Genomic DNA, 21584 nt, shown 5'->3' on the forward strand with positions numbered 1-21584 from the left:
CTGTTCTGACCAACTTCTTGATCCCCAGCTAGATTCCCTCATATCTGTACCATAACTTAAAAAAATCTATAAATACAGAATTATGTAAAAATTGTTACAGTTTTAAATTCGGTGATATGGTAAATCAGCCAAAACTGACTCAGTGAACCCGTTGGGTTTAAAATTAGATGAAATACTCAAGCCCACTGGCCTAATTTCTCTCACCGAAAGTAAGCAAAAATTATGAAACGTCGAAATATCCTTGGTTATGCTGCCACTGGAGTGGCCACCGCCGCCTTGGCTGCCTGTAGTCCTCCTTTAGCTAAGTATGATGTCCAGAACCCTCAAGCGTTGAAAAGGTTGATTGATGGGGGGACTCAGTTAAAGGCTTTTAGCCCAGAAATTTTACAGGCCTCTCTGGCTGCCACTACGGATTTACTGGAGCATGATTTAATCTCAAATTAGGTTAACATTTTAGGGCAATAGGGTATAATAAGCGAGAAGAGTTGAGGATAAACCTATTGCCAGATATGTCCAACCCAAGGAAGCGGCCCAAATCCTTGGAGTCCATGAAAGAACACTCCGCAGATGGGACGAAAATGGCTCAATCGAGACCATCAGAACCCCCGCTGGGCAACGACGATACAACGTTGAGTGATATACTGCTGCCAAATCAGGCAGTGACAAACGCAAAGTCGTTATCTATGCCAGAGTTAGTAGCCGCGCCCAGCAGTCCGACCTCAACCGACAGGTGGCCGCACTGTCCAACCTCTACCCCGAAGCAGAAGTCGTCTCAGAAATCGGAGGCGGGCTCAACTTCAAGGGAAAGAAAATGCTGGCCTTACTGGGACAAGTCTTGTCAGGAGATGTCCGCATGGTTGTCGTTGCCCATAAAGACCGACTGGCAAGGTTTGGATTTGACTTGTTTCGATGGCTCTGCGAACAAAACGGGTGTGAACTCGTGGTTCTCAACGAGACAAGTCTCAGTCCAGAACCAGAAATGGTTGAGGACATCCTCGCCCTCCTCCACTGCTTCAGTTCCCGATTATACCGACGGAGTAAATACAAAACTCAGGTCAAAGAAGATCCGGATTTACCCCAGCCCAGGGCTAAATCAAGTCTGGCGTAAATGGCTGGCTGCTTGTCGGTATTGCTACAACCAAGCAATTGCATTATCTAGGAGTGGTAAACGACTAAGCAAGTTAAAGTTACGCAATAAAGTGATGCAGAGTGACTTACCTGCATGGGTCAAAGAAACACCCTGCCACATTCGGCAAAATGCCATCTTTGATGCCTATCAGGCTTTGACCGCCAGTCCTGATGCAAGGTTTAGAAGTTGTCGTGACAGCTCTCAAGGGATTAAGTTCAATAATACTAATTTCTCTTCAGGGAGTTGGTATCCAAGACTAACGAAAGGATTAACTTTCATGGTTTCCGAACCCATCCCTAAAACTTGCGGGCAAGGGACTCAATTAGTCTTTGCCAAGGGGCGGTGGTTTGCGGTGTTTCCTGAACCAGTTGCCGTTACCCCAACTGACGCTACTGGCGTGATTGCATTAGACCCGGGCGTCCGAACTTTTATGACCGGGTTTGATGGTTCACGATTTCTGGAATTTGGCTCCGGGGATATAGGACGCATCACTCGGTTATGTCAACATTTGGATGATTTGATGAGCCGAATCGCCAAGGAACCCTGTCGTTCAAGAAGGCGACGGATGAGGCAAGCGGCTCAACGAATGAGAACCAAAATCCGCAATCTAGTTGATGAAGCCCACAAACAAATTGCTCACTACTTGACTCACAACTACAGCCTAATTTTTTTGCCCACCTTCGAGACTTCCGATATGGTTGCCAAGGTGAAGCGTCTAATCAGGTCTAAGACTGCCCGAGCCATGCTGACATGGGCGCATTATCGATTCAAACTAACCCTGAGACATCAAGGGGAAATAACTGGAACCACAGTTGTAGATGTGACGGAAGAATACACCAGCAAAACCTGTACTCACTGTGGTCATGTGCATTCCCAGCTAGGTGGCTCAAAAGTGTTCCGATGTCCGGAGTGCGGGTTCACTCTACCCAGGGACTGGAACGGTGCTTTTGGAATCTTTCTAAAAGCTTTGCGGGATACCGCCTCTGTTACCTTAACGGGTAATAGTGCTATCGTCGCATTGTCAGGCAATAGCCGGATAAATGTCGCGTAAATGTATCAGGATATGGCTATTCGTAATTCCTCTTTCCGAGATATTTATGAACCCTGGAAACAGTTTCGAGATAGCATCCGACAGTGGCACGCTGTGGGTGAGTTTGCTTTCAGTAATTTTGTGTCAACACCTATTTTAGAAGGGTTGTAGCAAGGTTAAAGAGGTGCTTTGATGATACGATCGCCTACTGGGGGGTTAATCAGGGGGCGCGCGCTTATATAATCAGCCACAACATCTGACAGTAAAAAACCAGTATCTACCTGATTATTAGACTGTTTGAAAATTTCGTAACCATCGCCGCCTGTCATTAAAAAAGTGTTGGTAACTACCCGATAACTAACATCATCTTCTAGGGGTTTCATGCTACCATCAGGACTGATGACATTAACTGACATAATCCGCGAACCTATGGGCGCTTCTGGATTCCACATCAATTGAATTCCAGACACTTGCGGAAAACTTCCCTCTCCCTTTTCTACTCCACTAACACCATGTTCTAACAGTTTTTTTATCTGATTTCCGGTTAAGTCACAACGAGCGATCGTATTTCCGAAGGGGAGAACTTCCATAACTTGACCAAGGGTGATATTCCCCGCCGGAATACTGGCTCGAATTCCTCCCCCATTAATAATCGCTATTTCGACACCGTCTGGCTGCATTTTTGCCAGAATTGCATCAGCAATTAGATTTCCTAAGTTGGTCTCAATAGAGCGAATATTTCGGCGATCGCCATCTAGTACAGTATCAGTTTGACCAATAACTTTATTTCGTAATTCTTCCAGGGGGGCTTGGAAAACTTGCAATTGCGCTTCAAAATCCGGGTCAGGAATAATACTTTCATCCACAGCATGAGGAGAACCAGACCAATATATTAGATGACCTCTACCATCAAAAACAACTTGTAAATCCCCCAAATATTTCCCCCATTCCCAATCAGTCACCACTAACACATTATCCCCATTAGGGGAAGTTTCTACCAAAGGATAAGGTTGAGTCGCACCTGGTATATTTCCTAGGGGAGTGTGGGAATGTCCCCCCACAATTAGATCAATTCCATCCACTTGTTGGGCTAATTTAATATCCTCAGAAATGCCTAAATGAGTCAGGGCGATGATTTTATTTACACCACGACCTCTGAGAATTTTAACTGTTTTTTTGGCAGCGGCGATCGGATCAAGAAACTTAATACCTTCCCCAGGACTAGACAAAACCTCCGTGTCTGGTGTCGTTAACCCCAAAATACCTATTTGTTCACGATTGACATGAACAATAATCCAAGATTTGATTAAATCAGACAGCGGTGAGTTGACATCAATTTCCAGATTAGAGGAAATCATCGGAAACGCCGAACTTCTAATAAACTCCGCCAAGGTTTCCTGTCCTCGGTCAAATTCATGATTTCCGATCGCCACAGCCGCATAATTCATTTGATTATAAAAGGGAACATCTGCTTGACCTAAATACTTATTAAAATACAGCGTTCCCTGGAAAATATCCCCCGCATCTAGCAATAGGGTTGTGGTTTCATTCTCAGCCAGGAGTGTATCAATTAGGGTTTTTCGTCGCGCAATACCACCTAACAAGTTATCCCCAACTTCCACCGATTCTAGGCGAGCATGATGGTCGTTTGTATGTAATAATCTTAGGCTAAAATCCTGTGAGTTTACCAAAGCATCATGAAAGGCAATTCCTACAAAAATTGCTCCCACAAATAAAATCCCATACAAGCGTACAGCCCACTTCATGATTATGACTAGATTATCAGTGCAGTTTTATTATACCTTTAATTCTGGCGAATCTGGCTGAGATTGGGGCGCTACAGAAGCATCTAAAACCGCTTGGGGTACTTCGTATTTAGTCCCGCCAAAGAGAGTGCCTAAATTACTTTCATCAGCGGTTTCTCCCATCACCATAAATTGTTCCGGGTTAAGAATCAGGTTTTCATACTCACCCCCCATAGTTAAGTCTACTGAATAACTTTCTTGGGGATTTTCATAACATTCTACAACTGTTCCTACAGTTCCCTTGGGGATAATTTGGCGACCAAAATGGGCTTTTATTTCTATTACGGTTTCAATTCTATCATAGAGTTTAGCTTTCATTGATTTTTGCCTCAATTTTAGGAATCATCAGCCATAAAACAACCCTTCCCCAAGGACTAGGGAAGGGTTGAAGTTAGTCTGGAACCTTGTCCAAACAATCAGGTTTAAACTGGGCTTTCCAATACATTTGGGAAGCGTGATCAACAATCAAAGTTATTTGTATAACTGTTGTTATCACCAACCTAATCACCTACTCAGCCTTAGAATCTTGTTCTGAAGATGTTTGCTCACCCTCAGACGGGCGATCGTTGCGGTTGAAGCGCTTATTACGAGCTGAGTGGGGGTTGAATCTCTTACGATACTGGCGTGCATTGGCCAGGTTGCGTTCAGCCTTTTCTTTTTTTAAATTACGACGCTTGGCCATCACGATTACCTCATAAAGACATAGTTGTGCTTGAACTTCCCCAATACTAAAAGTATGGGGATTTCTGTCTACCCTCAAATGGGGGACAGCGGGACATTCAAGTATCCCTCTAAGCCCTCCAGCCTTGGCAGCTATTGGGCTTACTTTGGTTTTTTTGGTTTCCGAGTCGATCGCCTAGCCATATAGCTACGCTCTGCATCTTCCCATTACTTGTCAGTTGTTTAGGCAGGCGGCGAGCATGGCAGTAGTGACTTACTGTGCCGGGATGGCTCCGATACTAGAATACTTCCTTGGGTAGATGGTTCTCCGTACTTAATTTGGCTACGCTAGTTCGCCGTGTTTAGGACTGCGAACCGCCTACATCCCGATCGCCGCCGTCACGGACAGGCGATCGCTTTTCGGGTCAAAGGACTTTCTAATATCGTGGTTTGCGGCCCCCTCTATCAGACGGTTTCTTATCTTCCCGAGGACGAGCTAGGTTAACTCGGATTTCTCGTCCCATCCACTCAGCACCATCAAGTTCTTCGATCGCATGAATTTCTTCTTCTTCGGTATTCATTTCCACAAACGCAAAACCACGAAACTTTCCAGTTTCGCGATCGGTGGGAAGATGAACCCGTTTCACCGTGCCATATTCTGCGAAGACTTCTTTTAGATCTTCGTCAGTGACATCATAGGATAAGTTCCCTACATAGATTGACATTTGTTTCCTCCAAAATCATTGATAAACGAGGGGACGACAGACCCGGGAGGAACGTCTGCTAATACCTTACGGAAATAACCAGCTAAGATCAACAACAAACTTTACCACCGAATCAACTGTTCTTAGATCATATCTTAGCACCACCAGGGTTCAGCTAAGGAACTCACCTTGATTTATCCCGATCGCATGAGTTAGCGAACGGAGAGGGAGGGATTCGAACCCTCGTTAGAGTCACCCCTAAACAGCATTTCCAGTGCTGCGCCTTCAACCACTCGGCCACCTCTCCAAAACCGTCGCATTTTTTAGTTTTACTCACAAGATATGTATCTTAGCAGAAGCCTATATGATTTGACAATACCCTTTGCCAAATTTGTTGAGATACAGCCTATACCCTCATTTGAGACCAACCCAGTTGAGTGGGTTGTTCATAAATACGTCGCAGCGTATTCACATCACGGGGCGAGATCGGGGGAGGTTCCCGAACCTGGGAGTAATACATCACATCCGTTTCCGTGGGACTATGGCCCCAAATTCCCAGGGCGTGTCCAAATTCGTGGCGAGTGGCGGCGGTAATATACTTGCCGCTTTGGGTAGGACTCAGCCAAATAGTAAAGCGATGGACTAAAATATAAGAGTCATTCCCAGTAATCCGTTTAAAAAGCTGATATCTGGCTTCCGCAGAACTAGCCCGCAGCCTTCCTGGTTGTAGGGGAGGGCGACGACGGAAAATCTGGATCTGGGCGCGATCGCTATCCTCAATAATTTCTATGGGTAAATAGGGGTTCCAGTCCATCACTGCATCTAAGACCAGATCCCGCCAATTTTCAGCCACTGGATCTTCTGGGGATTCAATATAGACACGAACCGGAAAACTAGACCAGACCAGATGACCAAATGTAGGTGGCGCTATCTGGTCGAAATAATCACCACTGTCCGTAGGATCTTGCCATTGTTCCAGAGATGGGGGGAGGGGATGGGAATCAAACGGGATTGACAGATCAACAGCAGGCGATCGCCAACCGTAAACTACGATCAGGAAAATCGTAAATAGACTCAATCCTATTAGCCGAACCCTCACCAACCCCAAAATCCCTATCCAAGCCAACCAGCGCTTAAAATCGTGGTTAACCCCATAAACACAATTGCTAGTATCCAGGTAATGCGATTTAGGGTAACTTCCGCTGTTTTCGCGCTAGTAAACAGTTGCGCCTGTCCACCAATTCCCCCAATACCATCACCCTTGGGACTGTGCAGGAGTACCAAAATCACCAACCCTAGGGCCGAGAGTGACCAGATTGCCTGTAATATATCAGTAAGAGCCATAGTTCGTCATCAATTCCGTGCGTTTCGGCTTTCAGTATCTTAACATTAAACAGAGCAACTCCATGGATGACTGGGAAACAAGAAACGGCTTAGACCTAAGCACACCCGTAGATTACACAGACTACAATTCAAGTTCAACAGGTAACTCCTACAGTTCGTCAGAGACTGCTGGTAAAAAGCCTAGTGCGCCGACACCGCCCAACTCAGACCCCCCTCCCCCTGAGCCAGAGGAACGGGGATTTTTACCAGTTTTGAGAAATCGCAATTTTCTCGCCTTGTGGAGTGGACAGGTTTTCTCTCAACTAGCCGATAAAGTCTACCTAGTCCTAATGATTGCTGTCATCTCCACTGAGTTTCAACAGGCTAACCAGAGTATTAGCGGTTGGGTCTCGGCGGTAATGATTGCCTTTACCATTCCTGCTGTATTATTTGGGGCAGGAGCCGGGGTCTATGTAGACCGCTGGCCGAAAAAAATGGTGTTAGTGTTAACAAATTTGCTGCGGGGTGGGTTGGTTGTTATCCTCCCGATTCTCCTGTGGCTATCTGAGGGGATGAAATTTACCAAATTCCCCTTGGGGTTCTGTTTGCTATTACTGATTACCTTTTTAGTCTCGACTCTCACTCAATTTTTTGCCCCCGCAGAACAGGCGGCTATCCCTTTAATTGTTGAACGGAAACATTTACTATCTGCTAATTCCCTATATACAACTACCATGATGGCTTCTGTGATTGTCGGTTTTGCGGTGGGGGAACCGCTGTTAGCTTTAGCCGATACCTTGCTAGAAAGGCTGGGGAGTCAATTACCTGTGGGTAAAGAGTTGATTGTCGGTAGTGGATATGCGATCGCCGGTTTACTATTACTATTGATGAAAACTGGCGAACAACCAAATATTAGCTCACAAGAACAACCCCACATCCTCGAAGATTTACGCGAGGGGATGCGCTATCTACGAGATCATCATGGAGTCCGTAATGCTTTACTGCAATTAGTCATTTTATTTTCTGTCTTTGCTGCCTTGGCTGTTTTAGCCGTTCGGGTGGCGGAGTTGATTCCTAACCTCAAATCATCACAATTTGGCTTTTTGCTGGCTGCGGCGGGCTTAGGAATGGCAATTGGTGCAGCTATTTTGGGTCATATAGGACACAAATTTCCCCACTTTAGAATCGCACTATTTGGGTCAATTGGTATGGCTATTTGTTTGGTGGGTTTAGCATTTTTTAGTCAGCAACTAGCACCCGCTTTAGGGTTGATTGCGCTCCTAGGCGTGTTTGGTGCAATGGTAGGAATTCCCATGCAAACAACCATCCAAGCCGAAACCCCCGAAGAAATGCGTGGTAAGGTGTTTGGCTTACAAAATAATGCCATTAATATTGCCCTATCACTTCCCCTCGCTTTGGCGGGTATTACCGAAACCTTATTCGGTCTGTCTTCTGTATTTTTGGCTTTAGCTATACTATCTGTGGTGGCAGGTAATTTAACTTGGTATATTTCCAAAAATGAGCGGTGAGTATGGGCAATCAATGGTTAATTATTGATGATTGATTCATCAGAACCATAGGCCATTTTCAGACTCCACCAGAAAATAGCAGTAGAAATAACCATAATTAAGGCAGCCCAAAACCATTGAGGTAGAAACAAGTATTGGGCAATTCTAGCAGTATCAGAAACCAAATTTTGACCATTGATGTTAACCCAACTACTGCCAAATAAATAATGTTTTTGGTGGTAGGTACTAACAATGGCTTGCATTCCCATGAATTGTACAGTAAAAGCCTGGATTTTTTGGGGTGTTTGAAAGGCAATGGATAAAATTAATAACCCCCATAGTAATATAGCAAAAACTCCGAACAAAGTCCTAATCCATAATAAAACCGATAGCAACATAATCGAACCCAAAGCCATTAAACACCAGTGGGCTGTTTGATAACGACGACTAGATAATATTAAGATTCCACCTGCTACAGCGGGACCCAAAGGACCACCCATTGCTATTAATGCTCTGGCTAAAGAACCAAAGTTACCGGAATTATATGCGAGACCAGAACCATTAGGAAAAAGTAAGAGTTTATGAAAATTTCCTCCCAGTAAAATAGCAGTTAATCCATGACCCATTTCATGAAACCATGTAGCCAAAATGGAGAAAGGATATAAGACATAATTTCCCCAGTAAAATTGCCATAAGATAATGGTAGCAATAGCAGCAACAACTAACCCAAGCACCCCAATTTTAGATGATGATGAGTATTGAAAATCAGACATAAATTATCCCTCTTTTGTAGACCGGGGGCTAAACCAGATCTTAGCCGTGATTATATTTTAGCCTGAAATCCAGTCAAGTCGCCCCAGGGTCAAAAAAGAGGGTCATTGAGCTAAGGTCGGATGAAATGCGCCCAGACATTGCCATCTGGTCCACAAACTCGATTAAGATAGCTATAAGAATAGGGAAGGCGGCGACCCTCGGTGTTGGAATAGCCGGTGTAAGCATCTCCCCAGGGGTCATGAACGATATAGCCATATCGGTTGTAACCAATAACGGTGACAATATGACCGGAAGGAGTAAAATCTCCGGCTAATACGACCGGACGACTATTAATCAACTCGTTGCGAACTTCAGACCAGCGGCGAGTTGTGCTAAAACTGCCTTGAAAACCATAGGCGCGAATTAAGGCTGATAAAACACTGTGGTTAGTTTGAGAACCTTGTCCAGCATAATCAAAACACCACTGTAAGAGTTCATCTTCTAACTGTCCACCCCATTTAGAACGCACACCATAGTAGTGCATGACCATGGCGATACAGGTAACATTACAAGTAGACCAATAAAATCGGGGATTATCTCGCTGGGAAAAATAGGGAACATTGATTTGGACTTGTGGGGGAGTCGGATCAAAAACTTTTCCCCCTCGTTGAAACTTGACAAACTTGGGAAATATATAACCGGTATTACCAAAATTCGGCAATTCTTCAGTTAAGGCAACTCGGACATGGCTTTGATCTATACTGTAGCTACTAACACCATAAACCCGACCCAGAGAAAGGGTAGCTTTTTCTGATTCTGCTAGTTGTCCTGAGTCTACGGGGCGTTTTTTGAGGACGGTTGTTTCCCTCATGGTCATGGTAATAGCATCGGGGTTATATGCGATCGCTTTTCCATCTCGCAATAAACTGACGTGCTGCCAATAAACATAACCCACATTACCAAAACCGGGGATAGATTGGTCTAGTGTGACCCGGAAATGACCTTGAAAGGAAGCATATCCGCGAATAGCAAAAGTTTGTCCTAACAGTAACTCAGCAAATTGATCAGGTGCTAAATTGGCAGAATCAATCGGTTGCGCCTTAATTCTGGTAGTGGTGGTCACTAGCATTTGAGCGCTAATATTAGTGTCGGGAACTTCCTCCATGTCAAAGGCTAAGGTGGTGCTTCCTTTCCGTAGCCGAACATGACCCCGGAAAAAATAGCCAAAGGAACCAATGGGAGGAATCCCATTTTCTAACAATAGTTTTAAGTGACCATCTACTAGACCATATTTGATCACTTTAAATGTTTGACCAGCGGGGACGGTGACTTTTTGTTCAGAACCGAGTAAATTAGCATCCAGCGGTGATACTTTAAATAGGGTATCTTCTATAACATCAAGTTGTAGAGATTCCCCTACGGTCATGGCGTTTTCACTGACGGTAATATTGATAATTTGACTGGCTACCAGTTGACCTTGAGCATCTGTGGCTTTAAGGCGCAGCCATCGATATCCGGGTTCACTAAATCCGGCTTCTAAATTAACCGTCCAGGTTCCGGCTTGTCGATTTATAACTACTTCTAAAGGATAACGGTCTTCGGCTACTAAAGAAACGGCGATCGCTTGTTGACCATCAAATTGACCCTTCAGAACCACAGGTGTATTTATTAACACTTCTGGGGGGCGCTTCATAGGTAAGGCTAGGAGTCGGAGAATAGGAAGCTGTAGCCCGGTTTAATTGCACAAAATTAGGAAAGAAATAACCCGTATTACCAAAACCTGGGAAATTTTCAGTTAAGGCTACTTTTAGATGTCCGTCTTCAGTGGTATAACTTTGTACCCCATAAATCATTCCGGCGGGAAGGGTAACTTGTTCTTCTGGAGATAAATAAGCTGAGTCAATGGGGCGTTTTTTAAACAGGGTGGTATTGATAATGGTTAGGGTAATGGCATTATGATCAAAGGTGATTTCACGGTCTCCCTGAAACATTTGTAAATGGTAGCGATACAGGTAGCCTACATGACCATAACCGGGAAGTGACTCGGTGAGTGTTACCCGAAAATGATCAGCTACACAGGCGTAACCTAGGGCTAGATAACTACTCCCTTGGCTGAGGGGATAGATGGCATTTTCCGGCAGTTGGGCTCTATCATCAGGACTACGTTTAATCACTGTATCATGAGTGACCCATATTAGTTTTGTTCCCGGAGGGGTAGGGGGTATATCATCTCGATTAAACCATAAAATTTGAGCCCCTTGTATCAGCAAAATATGTGACCGATATAAATAACCAGAACGCCCCAAATCACCCAGGGGATTAGTTAGTTCAATATAAAAGTGATCATTTTGCAGTTCGTAGCTATCAACTGCTAAAATTTCGCCAATTTCTAAATCATATTTCTGCTCTGAGGTTAGTCTATCAGAGGCGATCGCTTGATGTTTAAATGATGTATTTTGTAAGACGATTAACTGAGTAGATAAACCGACATTAAGCCCAGTATTACCCACAGTAAACTCAGCCAAAGTGTCAGCGACAACCTTACCAGATTGGTCTTTGCCTTGAACTCTTAACCAGCGTTTTCCAGCGGTATTAAAGCCTTTAGGCATGGGAATAAACCAAATCCCTAATCGAGGACTTAGTTGGGTAGGTAAAGGATATTGATCCTCAGCCATAACCGAAATCGTATCAATGTATTGACTAGCGTAGTTACCAATCAAAACGACAGGTTGATCGATGATAATATCGTTAGGGCCGAGATAGCTCAGGATAGTTTCACTCATCTTCCTAAAAACCGTAAGGGTCAGAACCGTAGGGTGTCTAAGGGTGCATTTGACATTACACATCCCACAATGGTTAGCATAACCCAGTGGCGCACCAATAAAGCCACCCCTAGAAAACTCTACAGGTGGCTAATGGTTAAAAACGGATATTTTTTGAATTAGCGATCGCACTAATTGACTTTAGCAAGAATATCCTGAGCGTGGGTAGAGGTGTTCACCTTGTCATCAACATAGTCAATGACACCCTCGCCATTGATAATATAGGTAACACGCTTGGCATAACCGCCGCCATCTACATCATAGGCTTTGGTAATAGCCCCATCGGTATCCGCCAAAAGTTGGAAAGGTAAGCCATATTTTTCGGTAAACAGCTTGTGGGAGGCTTCGTCATCAGTGCTTACACCCAGAACCACCATATCCCGGCTTTGATAGTTTTCGTAGTTATCCCGGAAACTTTGGGCTTCCTTAGTGCAACCAGGGGTGTCATCCTTGGGGTAGAAGTAGAGAACAACAGTTTTCCCAGCAAAGTCAGAGAGGGAAACCGTATTCCCGTTGGTATCTTTAGCGGTAAATGCGGGGGCCTTAGTACCAGCAGATAAAGCCATGTTATGGTTGTCCTCCTGAAAACGAGTTTGATATGCTTTGTCTATTTGTGAAGTTATTTTAAGATATTTTGCAATCAATTACACAATCCGATCAAAATTTGGGTCTACTGGTGGAGGATAATATACTCAAAACCAGCCATGAGGAAAGCCCATCAACCCATGAGTGCCCCTAATTCGGTTTCCAAGTCCATAGAATATTCTAGCGGGACGATCGCCCGAGCCCAGCGAGCCATCCGCTGTTCTCCATTTCAAATCAAACTTTTAACCGATTCCATTGACCAAAGCGTTAAACTGAGTGCCATTAGCGGAAATCGGGGTGTAGAGTTAGGATATACGCGATCGCCTCTACCGGAATTGAGAGCCGAAAACGCCCTTTTATGGCTAATCCAAGTCGGAGTATTGAGGCGAGAAGTAGACGGTCAGGGAATCACCGATAGTTTTCGACTGACTCCCCTGGGGCGAAAAGTAGCAGAACGACTAGCCGATGATATAAATAATAGCAAACCCCCATCATGGAGCGATCGCCTCAGTAATGCCCTGAGGCGTTGGTTACGCCTTCCCCTATAAATTAGCATCTCTGGTCAAAATCCCGAAATGAAAGCAATCATGGTGGTTGGAACCACATCCCATGCCGGAAAATCCATGCTCGTCACCGCCCTATGTCGGATTCTACGTCGTCAAAATCTGCGGGTAGTTCCCTTCAAAGGGCAAAATATGGCTTTAAACTCCTACGTCACCCCCACCGGCGCAGAAATGGGTTATGCACAAGCCGTACAATCCTGGGCGGCGGGTTTAGTGCCAAATGTAGCCATGAACCCAATTTTGTTAAAACCCCAGGGAAATATGACCTCTCAGGTAATTCTGAAAGGGAAACCACTCGCCACCCTCAAAGCTACCGAATATTATGAGAAATTCTTTGATACCGGGTGGGATACCATCACTAAATGTCTGGATTATCTGAAAAAGGAATTTGATGTAATTGTCTGTGAGGGCGCGGGAAGTCCGGCGGAAATCAATCTCAAGCACCGAGATTTAACCAATATGCGAGTCGCGCAATACCTGCAAGCATTCACCATATTGATAGTTGATATTGACCGTGGGGGGGCTTTTGCTCATGTAGTGGGAACTCTAGAATTGCTAGACCCAGAGGAACGAGCCTTAATCAAGGGCATTGTGATTAACAAATTTCGCGGTATGCGATCGCTGCTCGATTCTGGTATTGAGTGGTTAGAGAAATACACCGGAATCCCCGTCCTCGGAGTAATTCCCTGGGTAGATATCGCCATGCCAGCAGAAGATTCTCTAAGTTTACTCGAACGCCGTTCTCGTTCCGACAATATTGATATAACCATCGCCATAGTGAAGATTCCTCGGATTTCTAACTTTACCGATTTTGACCCCTTAGATGCCGAATCCACCGTTAAAGTCCAATATGTCGAACTCAATCAACCCCTAGGACATCCCGATGCCGTAATTATCCCCGGTTCTAAAACCACCATTGCTGATCTACTAGCCCTGCAAAAAAGTGGCATGGCTTCTCAAATTCAGGATTATGTAGAAGCAGGCGGTCAGGTCATGGGTATCTGTGGGGGGTATCAGATGCTAGGACAACAGGTATCTGATCCCCGTGGCTTAGAGGGTAAAATCGGAGACTTTCCCGGCTTAGGTTTACTTCCCATCAAAACCATACTTTTATCAGACAAAGTCTCCCGCCAGCGGTTGGTAACATCGAATTATCCAGAAATCGGATTTCCCGTAGAAGGCTATGAGATCCACCAAGGGCGGACTCAAATTTTGGACAAACGGGAGACAGTACCCCTATTTGACGATCACGATTTAGGAGTAGTCAGCAGCAATAGATCCGTCTGGGGTCACTATTTGCATGGCATATTTGATAATAGTCCCTGGCGCAGGTCTTGGTTAAATCATCTCCGAAAACCAAGGGGATTAGGAACCTTACCCACCGGGATTCCTAACTATCGCGAACAACGAGATCTGATGCTGGATACCTTAGCTGATGTGGTCGAAGAATATTTAGACCTGAGTACCATTCTCGGTTGACATGGTGGGGGGCGACCCGGAATCGGGTTTCTCGGGGGAATTTGTCTTCCCCCCCTTGTCACTTGTCCCAAGGCGATTAAAATTGAGATTGCTTTGGTTTATGGAAAACAGATAATTTTTTCGTCAATCTTGGCTAATGGGAGATCTGAAGGACAATAGGTTATATGGATATTCAACAAATCTTGGAGAGAGGCGGCCCAGCCATGTGGCCCCTAATGGTATTATCAATTTTATCCATTAGTACCATTATTGAAAGACTGTGGTTTTGGGGAAATACCCTCACCCGTGAACGCCGAATTGTCAACCGGGTTTTGGATGTCGCCCGGAGGGGACAGTGGGGAATGGCTTATCAGATTGCCAAACAAAGCAATAATCGCCCCATGGGAAGGTTTTTTTATGCCCCCCTTAAACTCGCTACCCCAGACCCTGAATTATTTAGTCTCGCCCTGGAAGCCGCCGCTGAGGAGGAATTTGTTTCTATGCGACGGGGCGATAAAATCCTAGAGGCGGTAATTGCCCTCGCCCCTATGTTAGGTTTGTTGGGAACAGTTTTGGGTCTGATTAATTCTTTGGGTTCTATCCGCCTGGGAGATATTGGTACTTCTTCGGCTGCTGATGTCACCCTGGGGATTGGAGAAGCCCTGATTAGTACAGCTACAGGCCTGATTGTGGCTATTATCAGTCTGGCTTTCTATCGCCTGTTTCAAGGCTTTTCCTTTAGCCAAGTTAAGGTCTTCCGAAAAGCGGGAAATGAATTAGAATTACTCTATCGCCAGGATTGGCCAGAGGTTAAAGCTCAGATGCTGCTTCCGGGAGAGGCTAATGATGCCTCTTTGATGGCGGAAGAACCCCAGGAGGATTTTCCCCCAAAAGGTAGTTTAATTAAGCTACCCGATGAGGATGGGGCGGAGGATGAGGAAACTCCTTTAATCAAATTACCTTCAGAATCTGAGGATGAGGAAACTCCCTCTCAATCAGAATTCCCTGGGTCGGTAGCTGAACAAAATACTTTAATTCAACCTGTGATTAAGGGTAATTCTCGCTTGGCTGATGATGATGATAAACATCAAAAAGGAGAGGTTGAATAATATCAACAACACGCCCAGATCCAATTAAACCTTTGTCATTGATATCAAGATACTAACAAACACCCTTTTTGGTGGGACTATCCACGGAGGCAGATTGATGAAAGTTAACATAGATTCTCAGCTTGATGAGGGGCGCATTGAACTGCTACCCCTGATTGATGTGGTTTTTTGTATTTTGACGTTTTTTATTTTGGCAGCCCTACAGCTTACCCGACAACAGGCGATCAATGTGGATTTGCCACGGGCGGGGACTGGTGAAACTCAGATGCAAAAAATGTTGGTGGTTGGGGTGGATATTCGAGGGGATACTTATATTGACCAGCAACGGGTTAATGCTGAACAAATGCAGCGGGCTTTGGAGCGTTTTTTAAGGTGGAATCCTAGTGGTTTGGTGGTGCTGTATGCCCCTAAAGATGCCCGTTATAATGATGTTGTACAGGTTTTAGATAAAATGCGGGCTGTGGGAGGCGATCGCGTTGCTTTGGCTACTTTACCGAGTTCTGAGGAAATGCCCTCTCCGGTTGATTCTGAGGGTTTATTAGCCCCTGATGTACTGACACCTAATAATGGGGTGGAACCTCCTATTAATCCTTTCCTCCCCTCTCAGCCGCTTAATGAAATGCAGCCAGGGAGTCCTTTATTGCCGCCTCCGGGTTCCCCCACTTCTCCCACTTCCCCTCTACTTCCTGACAGTTGAAAAATCGATCATTGTTCCGGTCAGCAGCCACGGCTATTACAGTAGATACATTGGGGGGTTAAAAAATAAAATTTAGTTGTAAATGCCAGTGATGGCGATCGCGAATAATTTGGATTTTTTGCAGAAACTCCCGCAGATAAAATCGCCTCTCCGTTTCTGATAAATCTAGCCAAAATTGGCGGATAGAAACCGCTTGAGCCGTGGCTTGTAAATTCACTGGGGGAAGTTGGGATAATTGATTCTCTAGTTGGGCGATTTCTTGGCGCAATTTATATTCCCTAATGGTGGCAGTTTCCCTGTCTAAGATTCCTGTGTTTTGCAGAGTTGGCAGTTGATTGATGATGTCTTTTTTGTGGGCTATTTCATCATAAATCTGCTGCTTAAATAGGTCTAAATCTGGAATCTGTAATTGGGCAACTGCTGGGGGTAGGTCGGTACAAATTCGGTCAATGGTAGCCGATAAAATATCATGATAATTAAGGGATTTACACTTAGTTAAGCGTTGGCATTTTAGAGGTCTCACATAAAGATATTCTCGCTTTTTGTTATGTGTAGTTACCCGGCTAATAGTCATCCCTGAACCACATTCACTACACATTAATAAACCAGCTAAAGAACGGGGGGCGCTGGCTGTGCGAGGTGGGAGGCGCTGGTTGCGTCGTAATAACCTATCGATTTGGGCGGCTTCTTCACGGGAAATAATCGGAAGATGAGTATTAGAAATAATATCGCCATTCTGATAAGCTAAATCCCCTCGATAAACGGGGTTAATTAACCATCGCTTCCCGGTAGTTACGGAGATTTTTTTATGATATCGCTTTTGTAAATACCGGACTGCACCGCGTAGGGAACCGTACAGTAAAAAATGCTCAAAAAAGTCTTTAACTACAGGTGCGGTGCTGCGATCGATGGTGTAGCGGTCCTTTCCTCTACGGTAGCCATAGGGTGCTTTTCCGGGGGGAGGAATGGCTTTTAAACGGTTGCGCGCGTGTCCTTGGCGGATACAACGGCTGTGGTAACTTTGTTGAATTTCCGAGATAAATTTGATTAAATCTACACGGGAAATATCCGAGGATTTTAGGTCGGATTCAATGGCGATAACTTGGATGTTTAACTGTTGGAGTTGGCGGAGGCGATCGCTAACTTCTAGGACAGAGTTACCCAATTCTTCATAGCGTTGGATTAATAAATAGTTGGGGGGTGGTAGTTGTTGACAATCTTCTAGCATTTGCTCTAGTTGTTGGCGATCGCCAAAATCTTGATAAATCCCATCAATATCCCATCCCCAAATCGTCGGATCTGGCGGCGGTTCTAACAGCGGTTCCGTATAAGAATAGGCGAGAATTTTCATATTTGACTCAATTCGATAATATTACCATCAGGGTCAGCCACAAAAAGGGCTGAACGACCGGAAGCGCTCATTTGAAACGGGTAATTATGGCGGGTGAGTTGTGCTTTGGCGATCGCCAAATCAGCCACAGCGAAAGCTAGATGTCGGTTGCGTCCCCATTTGGCTTCATTGACTCGATCGCCAATTACTTGTTCAGATTCAATTAGATGAATTTGCCAATCACCAATCTGATACCATATTCCTGGGAAATTCAAAGGGCGATCGACAGCAGTTAACTGTAAGATCTGGCTATAAAATTGCTGAGATTTTGCCAAGTCCGAGACTAAAATGGCTGCGTGTAGAGGTTTGGTGATGTTCATAGTTGGGAGCAATTATCGATAATTGTTGTGTTTGACCTGTGGTTGGTAGTATGCGATCGCCCGATCGCATAAACTCCTGTAGTATCAACCAAATTATCACCAAATCCCCGTAACTCTGCTATAACCCCATTAAGATAGATAGGGAAAAGACCACACGGCTAAAGATCCAATGACTTCTATCCTACTTGAATCAAATATCACCCGCTCACTAAACGCTCCCACCATCTACAAATTATCAAATGGTCTCACCATTGTGGCAGAACAGTTACCCGTTGAAGCCGTGAACTTGAATGTTTGGATTGATGTTGGATCCGCTGTCGAACCCGACCCGATCAACGGGATGGCTCACTTTTTAGAACACATGGTGTTCAAAGGGACTCCCAACCTCAAAGCTGGGGAATTTGAAAGACTCATCGAACAACGAGGCGCTTTAACCAATGCAGCCACCAGCCAGGACTACACCCACTATTATGTTACCAGCGCTCCCGCCGACTTTGCTACCCTAGCCCCCCTACAGCTTGAAGTAGTATTTAACCCAATTATTCCCGATGATGCTTTTGAGCGAGAGAGGCTAGTAGTATTAGAAGAAATCCGGCGATCTGAAGACAACCCCGCGCGTCGTTCATTTCAGCGGACCATGGAAACAGCCTTTAAGCGTCTCCCCTATCGTCGGTCTGTACTAGGACCAGCAGCCGCTATTGAACAGTTAACTCCTCAGCAAATGCGAGATTTTCATCGCAGCCATTACTGTCCCCAAAAAACCACGATCGCAGTTGTGGGAAATTTACCTGTAGAGACTTTAATTGGAACAGTAGCCGAGTCTATCCCATTACAGACACCTCCAGAACTTCCCCCAGAAGTAGATCTGCATCATCTGATCCCAGAGTCAGGATTTAGTGAAATTGTCCGCCACGAAATCATAGATGATAGCTTACAGCAAGCTCGATTAATGATGGTGTGGCGGGTTCCCGGACTCAATCAACTCTCAGAAACCTATGCTTTGGATGTTTTGGCTACAATTTTAGGTCAAGGTCGTACCTCCCGCCTAGTGCAGGATTTACGAGAAAATCGGGGTTTAGTGTCTGGGATTAGTTGCAGCAATATGACCCAGAGGCTACAGGGAGTATTTTATATTTCCGCTCGGTTGCGGGTCGAACACTTAGCCGAAGCCGAAGCGGCGATCGCAGAACATATTAACCGACTCCACAGGGAATTAATCACCCCCACCGAAATGACCAGGGTACGGACTCAAGTAGCCAATCGGTTTATTTTTGGTAGTGAAACACCAAGCGATCGCGCTAATTTGTATGGTTACTATCAGGCGATCGTCGGAAATGTGAACCTAGCTTTAGAATATCCCAGCCAAATTCAATCCCTCAATGCAGAAAAATTACAACAAGCCATCCGCCAATATTTATTACCCCAAGCCTATGGGGTAGTTATCCTGAAACCTCATACCCCCTAACGAAACTGAAACCGGGAGTTGATATCCCCTTCTAAATCTCGACCCCCTCTGATATTTTGTATCAAATAATGAATTATTTGTAGGGGGGGTCAACAAACCATGTACAATTGCAGTGATTTTGTGACCTAGCACCCAAAATGAGACTACAAGATTTCCTAGGAACCAATACTCGATATGATATACAACAGATTTATGATGACGAAGCTCTGAGTCGTCAAATTCAAACTCGGCTGATTGATTTAGGACTCCTAGATCCCCCAGTTGATGGTATTTTTGGCCCCAATTCAACCGCCGCATTCAAACGCTTTCAGGAGTTAATGAACATCAGTGAATCTGGTATTCTGGCCACTGAAACTGCCCAAAAACTCCTAGACACTACCACTATGCGGCCCCCGAACATGAGGCTTGAGGATTTTCTGGGAACTAATATTCGATATGAAATCAAAGCCATTTATGATAATGAACGTCTGAGCCGTCAAATTCAGACTCGACTGATTGATTTAGGACTCCTAGCGCCGCCAGTTGATGGCATATTCGGCCCCAATTCAACCGCCGCATTCAAACGCTTTCAGGAGTTAATGAACATCAGTGAATCTGGTATTTTAGGCTCTGAAACCGCCAAAAAACTGATAGAAACCACCACTATTCGACGGGAAAATATGAGACTACAGGACTTTGTAGGGACTAATATTCAATATGACTTCCAAGCCATTTATGATAATGAGGCTCTGAGTCGTCAAATTCAAACTCGGCTGATTGATTTAGGACTCCTAGCGCCGCCAGTTGATGGCATCTTTGGCCCCTTATCAAGGGCGGCTTTTCGGAATTTTCAGGAGTTAATGAACTGTAGCGAACCCAGTGGCATTCTCGGCACAGATACCGCCAAAAAACTGATAGAAACCAAAACTGTTAGTCGGCCGGGAAATATGCGGCTACAGGACTTCCTAGGAACCAATATCCGATATGATGTTAAGGCGATTAATGCTGATGCAGGTTTGAGTCGTCAAATTCAAATCCGGCTCATTGATTTAGGGCTGCTAGACCCGCCCGCCGATGGAATCTTCGGTCCCAAGTCAACCGCCGCGCTGCATCGTTTTCAGCAGTTAATGGAATGCTCTGAACCCGGATTTATTGGTTCTGAGACTGCCAAAAAACTCATTGAAACTAAGGTTTCTGACCTCCCCGTAACTACTCCCATTTTAAAAGTCATCAGAAATACAGTTTTCAAGGTGAGACCGATCGCCTCTTCTCAACTGAACAACTCCGAGAAATTTTCCATTCCAGCCGGACGGGAATTTTCAGTTTTGGCTTATGATCCGATCCGGGCGCATTTAAGGGTAGCTTTGCGTAATGAGTCCTTTGGTGGTTATTCCATCTTGTATATTTGGGCTGGCCATGTGGAAGTTTACGAGGGAGGGACCAGAACCCATCCCCGACCCCTACCAACTAGCCGTCGTCTGAATGTCCCCTTCAAGTCACAATTAGATAATTTCTACAACCCCACAGGCGCTTGTAATGTCACTTCCATCGCCATGTGTTTGGCATATTTTAATATTCCGCGTCGCAATTTGAGATATCGTCAATTTGAGGATGAACTATATCGCTATGCCCTGGATATGGGTTATAGTCGCCATAATCCCTACGATTTAGCTCGCATTGTCCGAGACTATGGTGCTAGGGATCATTTTACCGAAAATGCCGTGATTGAGGATGTACAGGACTGGATCGCAGCCGGTTATCCTGCCGTTATCCATGGATACTTTACCTCCTTTGGGCATATTATTGTCGTGGTAGGCTATGACCAAAATGGGTTTATCGTCCATGACCCTTATGGGGAGTGGTTTTCAACCGGATATCGAACCGATCTAAGTGGTGCTTACTTACACTACTCCTATCGACTCATTCGGCGGGTATGTATTCCTGATGGTAATTTTTGGGTGCATTTCATCTCCAGGTGAGATAATTTAAACCCGACTTTACCAACTCCTAATAAATTGCATAACTCCACAGGAGTTATGCAGTACATAGCCAGCCAAAAAACTTGTACAAAACACCAAAATTATAACTATAGACATGAGACTACAGGACTTTGTGGGGACTAATACTCAATATGATATCAAAGCCATTTATGATAATGAAGCTCTGAGTCGTCAAATTCAAACTCGACTGATTGATTTAGGACTCCTAGCGCCGCCAGTTGATGGCATATTCGGCCCCAATTCAACGGCGGCTTTTCGGAGTTTTCAGGAGTTAATGAACTGTA

20 protein-coding genes, 1 tRNA gene and 4 pseudogenes are annotated in these 21584 nt (G+C 44.9%); 13 read left to right on the top strand and 12 right to left on the bottom strand.

The window, feature by feature from the left end; translation table 11 throughout:
- Positions 1-222 precede the first annotated feature (222 nt).
- The 4 genes and pseudogenes from NLZ44_RS09565 (at position 223) to NLZ44_RS09580 (ending at position 2330) form a co-directional block, all read left to right on the top strand.
- Positions 223-444 (top strand): hypothetical protein, encoded by a 222-nt coding sequence (locus NLZ44_RS09565; RefSeq protein WP_493752616.1) that lies wholly within the window; start codon positions 223-225, stop codon positions 442-444.
- Positions 445-499: 55 nt separating this feature from the next.
- Positions 500-1108, top strand: a pseudogene (locus tag NLZ44_RS09570) (IS607 family transposase).
- Entirely contained in the window at positions 1071-2180 is a 1110-nt protein-coding gene (locus tag NLZ44_RS09575) for an RNA-guided endonuclease InsQ/TnpB family protein (protein ID WP_493752976.1), read from the top strand. The pseudogene NLZ44_RS09570 and the gene NLZ44_RS09575 overlap by 38 nt, the downstream one beginning before the upstream one ends.
- Complete coding sequence (locus NLZ44_RS09580; RefSeq protein WP_493752617.1) at positions 2181-2330, top strand: hypothetical protein; 150 nt, start codon at positions 2181-2183, stop codon at positions 2328-2330. It begins immediately after the preceding gene.
- A gap of 5 nt (positions 2331-2335) precedes the next feature.
- Here the strand turns inward: NLZ44_RS09580 and NLZ44_RS09585 are convergent, their stop codons facing one another.
- The 7 genes from NLZ44_RS09585 to secG form a co-directional block, all read right to left on the bottom strand.
- Complete coding sequence (locus tag NLZ44_RS09585) at positions 2336-3925, bottom strand: bifunctional metallophosphatase/5'-nucleotidase (RefSeq protein ID WP_493752618.1); 1590 nt, start codon at positions 3923-3925, stop codon at positions 2336-2338.
- A 30-nt stretch (positions 3926-3955) separates the two neighbouring features.
- Positions 3956-4282, bottom strand: coding sequence for a DUF4926 domain-containing protein (locus NLZ44_RS09590; protein WP_111891227.1), 327 nt, complete (start codon positions 4280-4282; stop codon positions 3956-3958).
- A gap of 190 nt (positions 4283-4472) precedes the next feature.
- A complete protein-coding gene (locus tag NLZ44_RS09595; RefSeq protein ID WP_006621508.1) occupies positions 4473-4646 on the bottom strand; it encodes a hypothetical protein in 174 nt (57 codons plus the stop codon).
- 415 nt (positions 4647-5061) lie between these two features.
- The gene (gene rbp, locus NLZ44_RS09600; RefSeq protein ID WP_006670612.1) at positions 5062-5349 is read right to left on the bottom strand and encodes an RNA-binding regulator; all 288 of its coding nucleotides are present in this window, start codon (positions 5347-5349) and stop codon (positions 5062-5064) included.
- Positions 5350-5548: 199 nt separating this feature from the next.
- Positions 5549-5635: transfer RNA gene (locus NLZ44_RS09605), tRNA-Ser, on the bottom strand.
- 99 nt (positions 5636-5734) lie between these two features.
- A complete protein-coding gene (locus tag NLZ44_RS09610) occupies positions 5735-6454 on the bottom strand; it encodes a peptidase (RefSeq protein ID WP_493752619.1) in 720 nt (239 codons plus the stop codon).
- A complete protein-coding gene (gene secG, locus NLZ44_RS09615; protein WP_006618748.1) occupies positions 6442-6672 on the bottom strand; it encodes a preprotein translocase subunit SecG in 231 nt (76 codons plus the stop codon). The genes NLZ44_RS09610 and secG overlap by 13 nt, the downstream gene beginning before the upstream one ends.
- A gap of 62 nt (positions 6673-6734) precedes the next feature.
- On the opposite strand from secG, the gene NLZ44_RS09620 reads away from it, so the two are divergent.
- Positions 6735-8180, top strand: a complete 1446-nt coding sequence (locus NLZ44_RS09620) for an MFS transporter (protein WP_493752620.1) — start codon at positions 6735-6737, stop codon at positions 8178-8180.
- 17 nt (positions 8181-8197) lie between these two features.
- Here NLZ44_RS09620 and NLZ44_RS09625 read toward each other — a convergent pair whose 3' ends face one another.
- From NLZ44_RS09625 to NLZ44_RS09635, 3 genes and pseudogenes are all read right to left on the bottom strand, one after another.
- A complete protein-coding gene (locus tag NLZ44_RS09625; RefSeq protein ID WP_493752621.1) occupies positions 8198-8932 on the bottom strand; it encodes a M50 family metallopeptidase in 735 nt (244 codons plus the stop codon).
- A 110-nt stretch (positions 8933-9042) separates the two neighbouring features.
- Positions 9043-11695 (bottom strand): annotated as a pseudogene (locus tag NLZ44_RS09630) (C39 family peptidase).
- 170 nt (positions 11696-11865) lie between these two features.
- Positions 11866-12300: a peroxiredoxin gene (locus NLZ44_RS09635; RefSeq protein ID WP_006669135.1), complete on the bottom strand. Its 435-nt coding sequence runs from the start codon at positions 12298-12300 to the stop codon at positions 11866-11868.
- A 159-nt stretch (positions 12301-12459) separates the two neighbouring features.
- On the opposite strand from NLZ44_RS09635, the gene NLZ44_RS09640 reads away from it, so the two are divergent.
- The 4 genes from NLZ44_RS09640 to NLZ44_RS09655 all read left to right on the top strand — a co-directional run bounded on the left by NLZ44_RS09640 (position 12460) and on the right by NLZ44_RS09655 (position 16146).
- Positions 12460-12867: an Npun_F0494 family protein gene (locus NLZ44_RS09640; protein ID WP_228116471.1), complete on the top strand. Its 408-nt coding sequence runs from the start codon at positions 12460-12462 to the stop codon at positions 12865-12867.
- Between the two features lie 27 nt (positions 12868-12894).
- Complete coding sequence (gene cobQ / locus NLZ44_RS09645; protein WP_008057159.1) at positions 12895-14361, top strand: cobyric acid synthase CobQ; 1467 nt, start codon at positions 12895-12897, stop codon at positions 14359-14361.
- A gap of 164 nt (positions 14362-14525) precedes the next feature.
- The gene (locus NLZ44_RS09650; protein ID WP_493752622.1) at positions 14526-15449 is read left to right on the top strand and encodes a MotA/TolQ/ExbB proton channel family protein; all 924 of its coding nucleotides are present in this window, start codon (positions 14526-14528) and stop codon (positions 15447-15449) included.
- Between the two features lie 97 nt (positions 15450-15546).
- Positions 15547-16146, top strand: a complete 600-nt coding sequence (locus NLZ44_RS09655) for an ExbD/TolR family protein (RefSeq protein WP_493752623.1) — start codon at positions 15547-15549, stop codon at positions 16144-16146.
- A 58-nt stretch (positions 16147-16204) separates the two neighbouring features.
- Here NLZ44_RS09655 and NLZ44_RS09660 read toward each other — a convergent pair whose 3' ends face one another.
- Complete coding sequence (locus NLZ44_RS09660; RefSeq protein ID WP_493752624.1) at positions 16205-17497, bottom strand: recombinase family protein; 1293 nt, start codon at positions 17495-17497, stop codon at positions 16205-16207.
- Complete coding sequence (locus tag NLZ44_RS09665; RefSeq protein WP_006669132.1) at positions 17494-17856, bottom strand: VOC family protein; 363 nt, start codon at positions 17854-17856, stop codon at positions 17494-17496. The genes NLZ44_RS09660 and NLZ44_RS09665 overlap by 4 nt, the downstream gene beginning before the upstream one ends.
- A gap of 169 nt (positions 17857-18025) precedes the next feature.
- On the opposite strand from NLZ44_RS09665, the gene NLZ44_RS09670 reads away from it, so the two are divergent.
- The 4 genes and pseudogenes from NLZ44_RS09670 to NLZ44_RS09685 form a co-directional block, all read left to right on the top strand.
- Positions 18026-19321: a M16 family metallopeptidase gene (locus tag NLZ44_RS09670; protein ID WP_493752625.1), complete on the top strand. Its 1296-nt coding sequence runs from the start codon at positions 18026-18028 to the stop codon at positions 19319-19321.
- Positions 19322-19458: 137 nt separating this feature from the next.
- A pseudogene (locus NLZ44_RS09675) lies at positions 19459-20154 on the top strand (peptidoglycan-binding domain-containing protein); the annotation flags it as partial.
- 93 nt (positions 20155-20247) lie between these two features.
- Positions 20248-21279 carry a C39 family peptidase gene (locus NLZ44_RS09680; protein ID WP_493752977.1) on the top strand — a complete coding sequence of 344 codons (1032 nt, stop codon included), beginning with the start codon at positions 20248-20250 and terminating at the stop codon, positions 21277-21279.
- 115 nt (positions 21280-21394) lie between these two features.
- A pseudogene (locus NLZ44_RS09685) lies at positions 21395-21568 on the top strand (peptidoglycan-binding domain-containing protein); the annotation flags it as partial.
- Between the last annotated feature and the right edge of the window lie 16 nt (positions 21569-21584).

The organism is Arthrospira sp. PCC 9901, from assembly GCF_059013425.1.

What these genes read in the sequence shown, in the direction of transcription:
- NLZ44_RS09670 (WP_493752625.1), top strand. Translation starts at nt 18,026, where the DNA reads ATGACTTCTATCCTACTTGAATCAAATATCACCCGCTCACTAAACGCT.
- secG (WP_006618748.1), bottom strand. Translation starts at nt 6,672, where the DNA reads ATGGCTCTTACTGATATATTACAGGCAATCTGGTCACTCTCGGCCCTA.
- rbp (WP_006670612.1), bottom strand. Translation starts at nt 5,349, where the DNA reads ATGTCAATCTATGTAGGGAACTTATCCTATGATGTCACTGACGAAGAT.
- NLZ44_RS09625 (WP_493752621.1), bottom strand. Translation starts at nt 8,932, where the DNA reads ATGTCTGATTTTCAATACTCATCATCATCTAAAATTGGGGTGCTTGGG.
- NLZ44_RS09590 (WP_111891227.1), bottom strand. Translation starts at nt 4,282, where the DNA reads ATGAAAGCTAAACTCTATGATAGAATTGAAACCGTAATAGAAATAAAA.
- NLZ44_RS09640 (WP_228116471.1), top strand. Translation starts at nt 12,460, where the DNA reads ATGAGTGCCCCTAATTCGGTTTCCAAGTCCATAGAATATTCTAGCGGG.
- cobQ (WP_008057159.1), top strand. Translation starts at nt 12,895, where the DNA reads ATGAAAGCAATCATGGTGGTTGGAACCACATCCCATGCCGGAAAATCC.
- NLZ44_RS09680 (WP_493752977.1), top strand. Translation starts at nt 20,248, where the DNA reads ATGCGGCTACAGGACTTCCTAGGAACCAATATCCGATATGATGTTAAG.
- NLZ44_RS09595 (WP_006621508.1), bottom strand. Translation starts at nt 4,646, where the DNA reads ATGGCCAAGCGTCGTAATTTAAAAAAAGAAAAGGCTGAACGCAACCTG.
- NLZ44_RS09565 (WP_493752616.1), top strand. Translation starts at nt 223, where the DNA reads ATGAAACGTCGAAATATCCTTGGTTATGCTGCCACTGGAGTGGCCACC.
- NLZ44_RS09655 (WP_493752623.1), top strand. Translation starts at nt 15,547, where the DNA reads ATGAAAGTTAACATAGATTCTCAGCTTGATGAGGGGCGCATTGAACTG.
- NLZ44_RS09580 (WP_493752617.1), top strand. Translation starts at nt 2,181, where the DNA reads ATGTATCAGGATATGGCTATTCGTAATTCCTCTTTCCGAGATATTTAT.
- NLZ44_RS09650 (WP_493752622.1), top strand. Translation starts at nt 14,526, where the DNA reads ATGGATATTCAACAAATCTTGGAGAGAGGCGGCCCAGCCATGTGGCCC.
- NLZ44_RS09665 (WP_006669132.1), bottom strand. Translation starts at nt 17,856, where the DNA reads ATGAACATCACCAAACCTCTACACGCAGCCATTTTAGTCTCGGACTTG.
- NLZ44_RS09635 (WP_006669135.1), bottom strand. Translation starts at nt 12,300, where the DNA reads ATGGCTTTATCTGCTGGTACTAAGGCCCCCGCATTTACCGCTAAAGAT.
- NLZ44_RS09660 (WP_493752624.1), bottom strand. Translation starts at nt 17,497, where the DNA reads ATGAAAATTCTCGCCTATTCTTATACGGAACCGCTGTTAGAACCGCCG.
- NLZ44_RS09620 (WP_493752620.1), top strand. Translation starts at nt 6,735, where the DNA reads ATGGATGACTGGGAAACAAGAAACGGCTTAGACCTAAGCACACCCGTA.
- NLZ44_RS09585 (WP_493752618.1), bottom strand. Translation starts at nt 3,925, where the DNA reads ATGAAGTGGGCTGTACGCTTGTATGGGATTTTATTTGTGGGAGCAATT.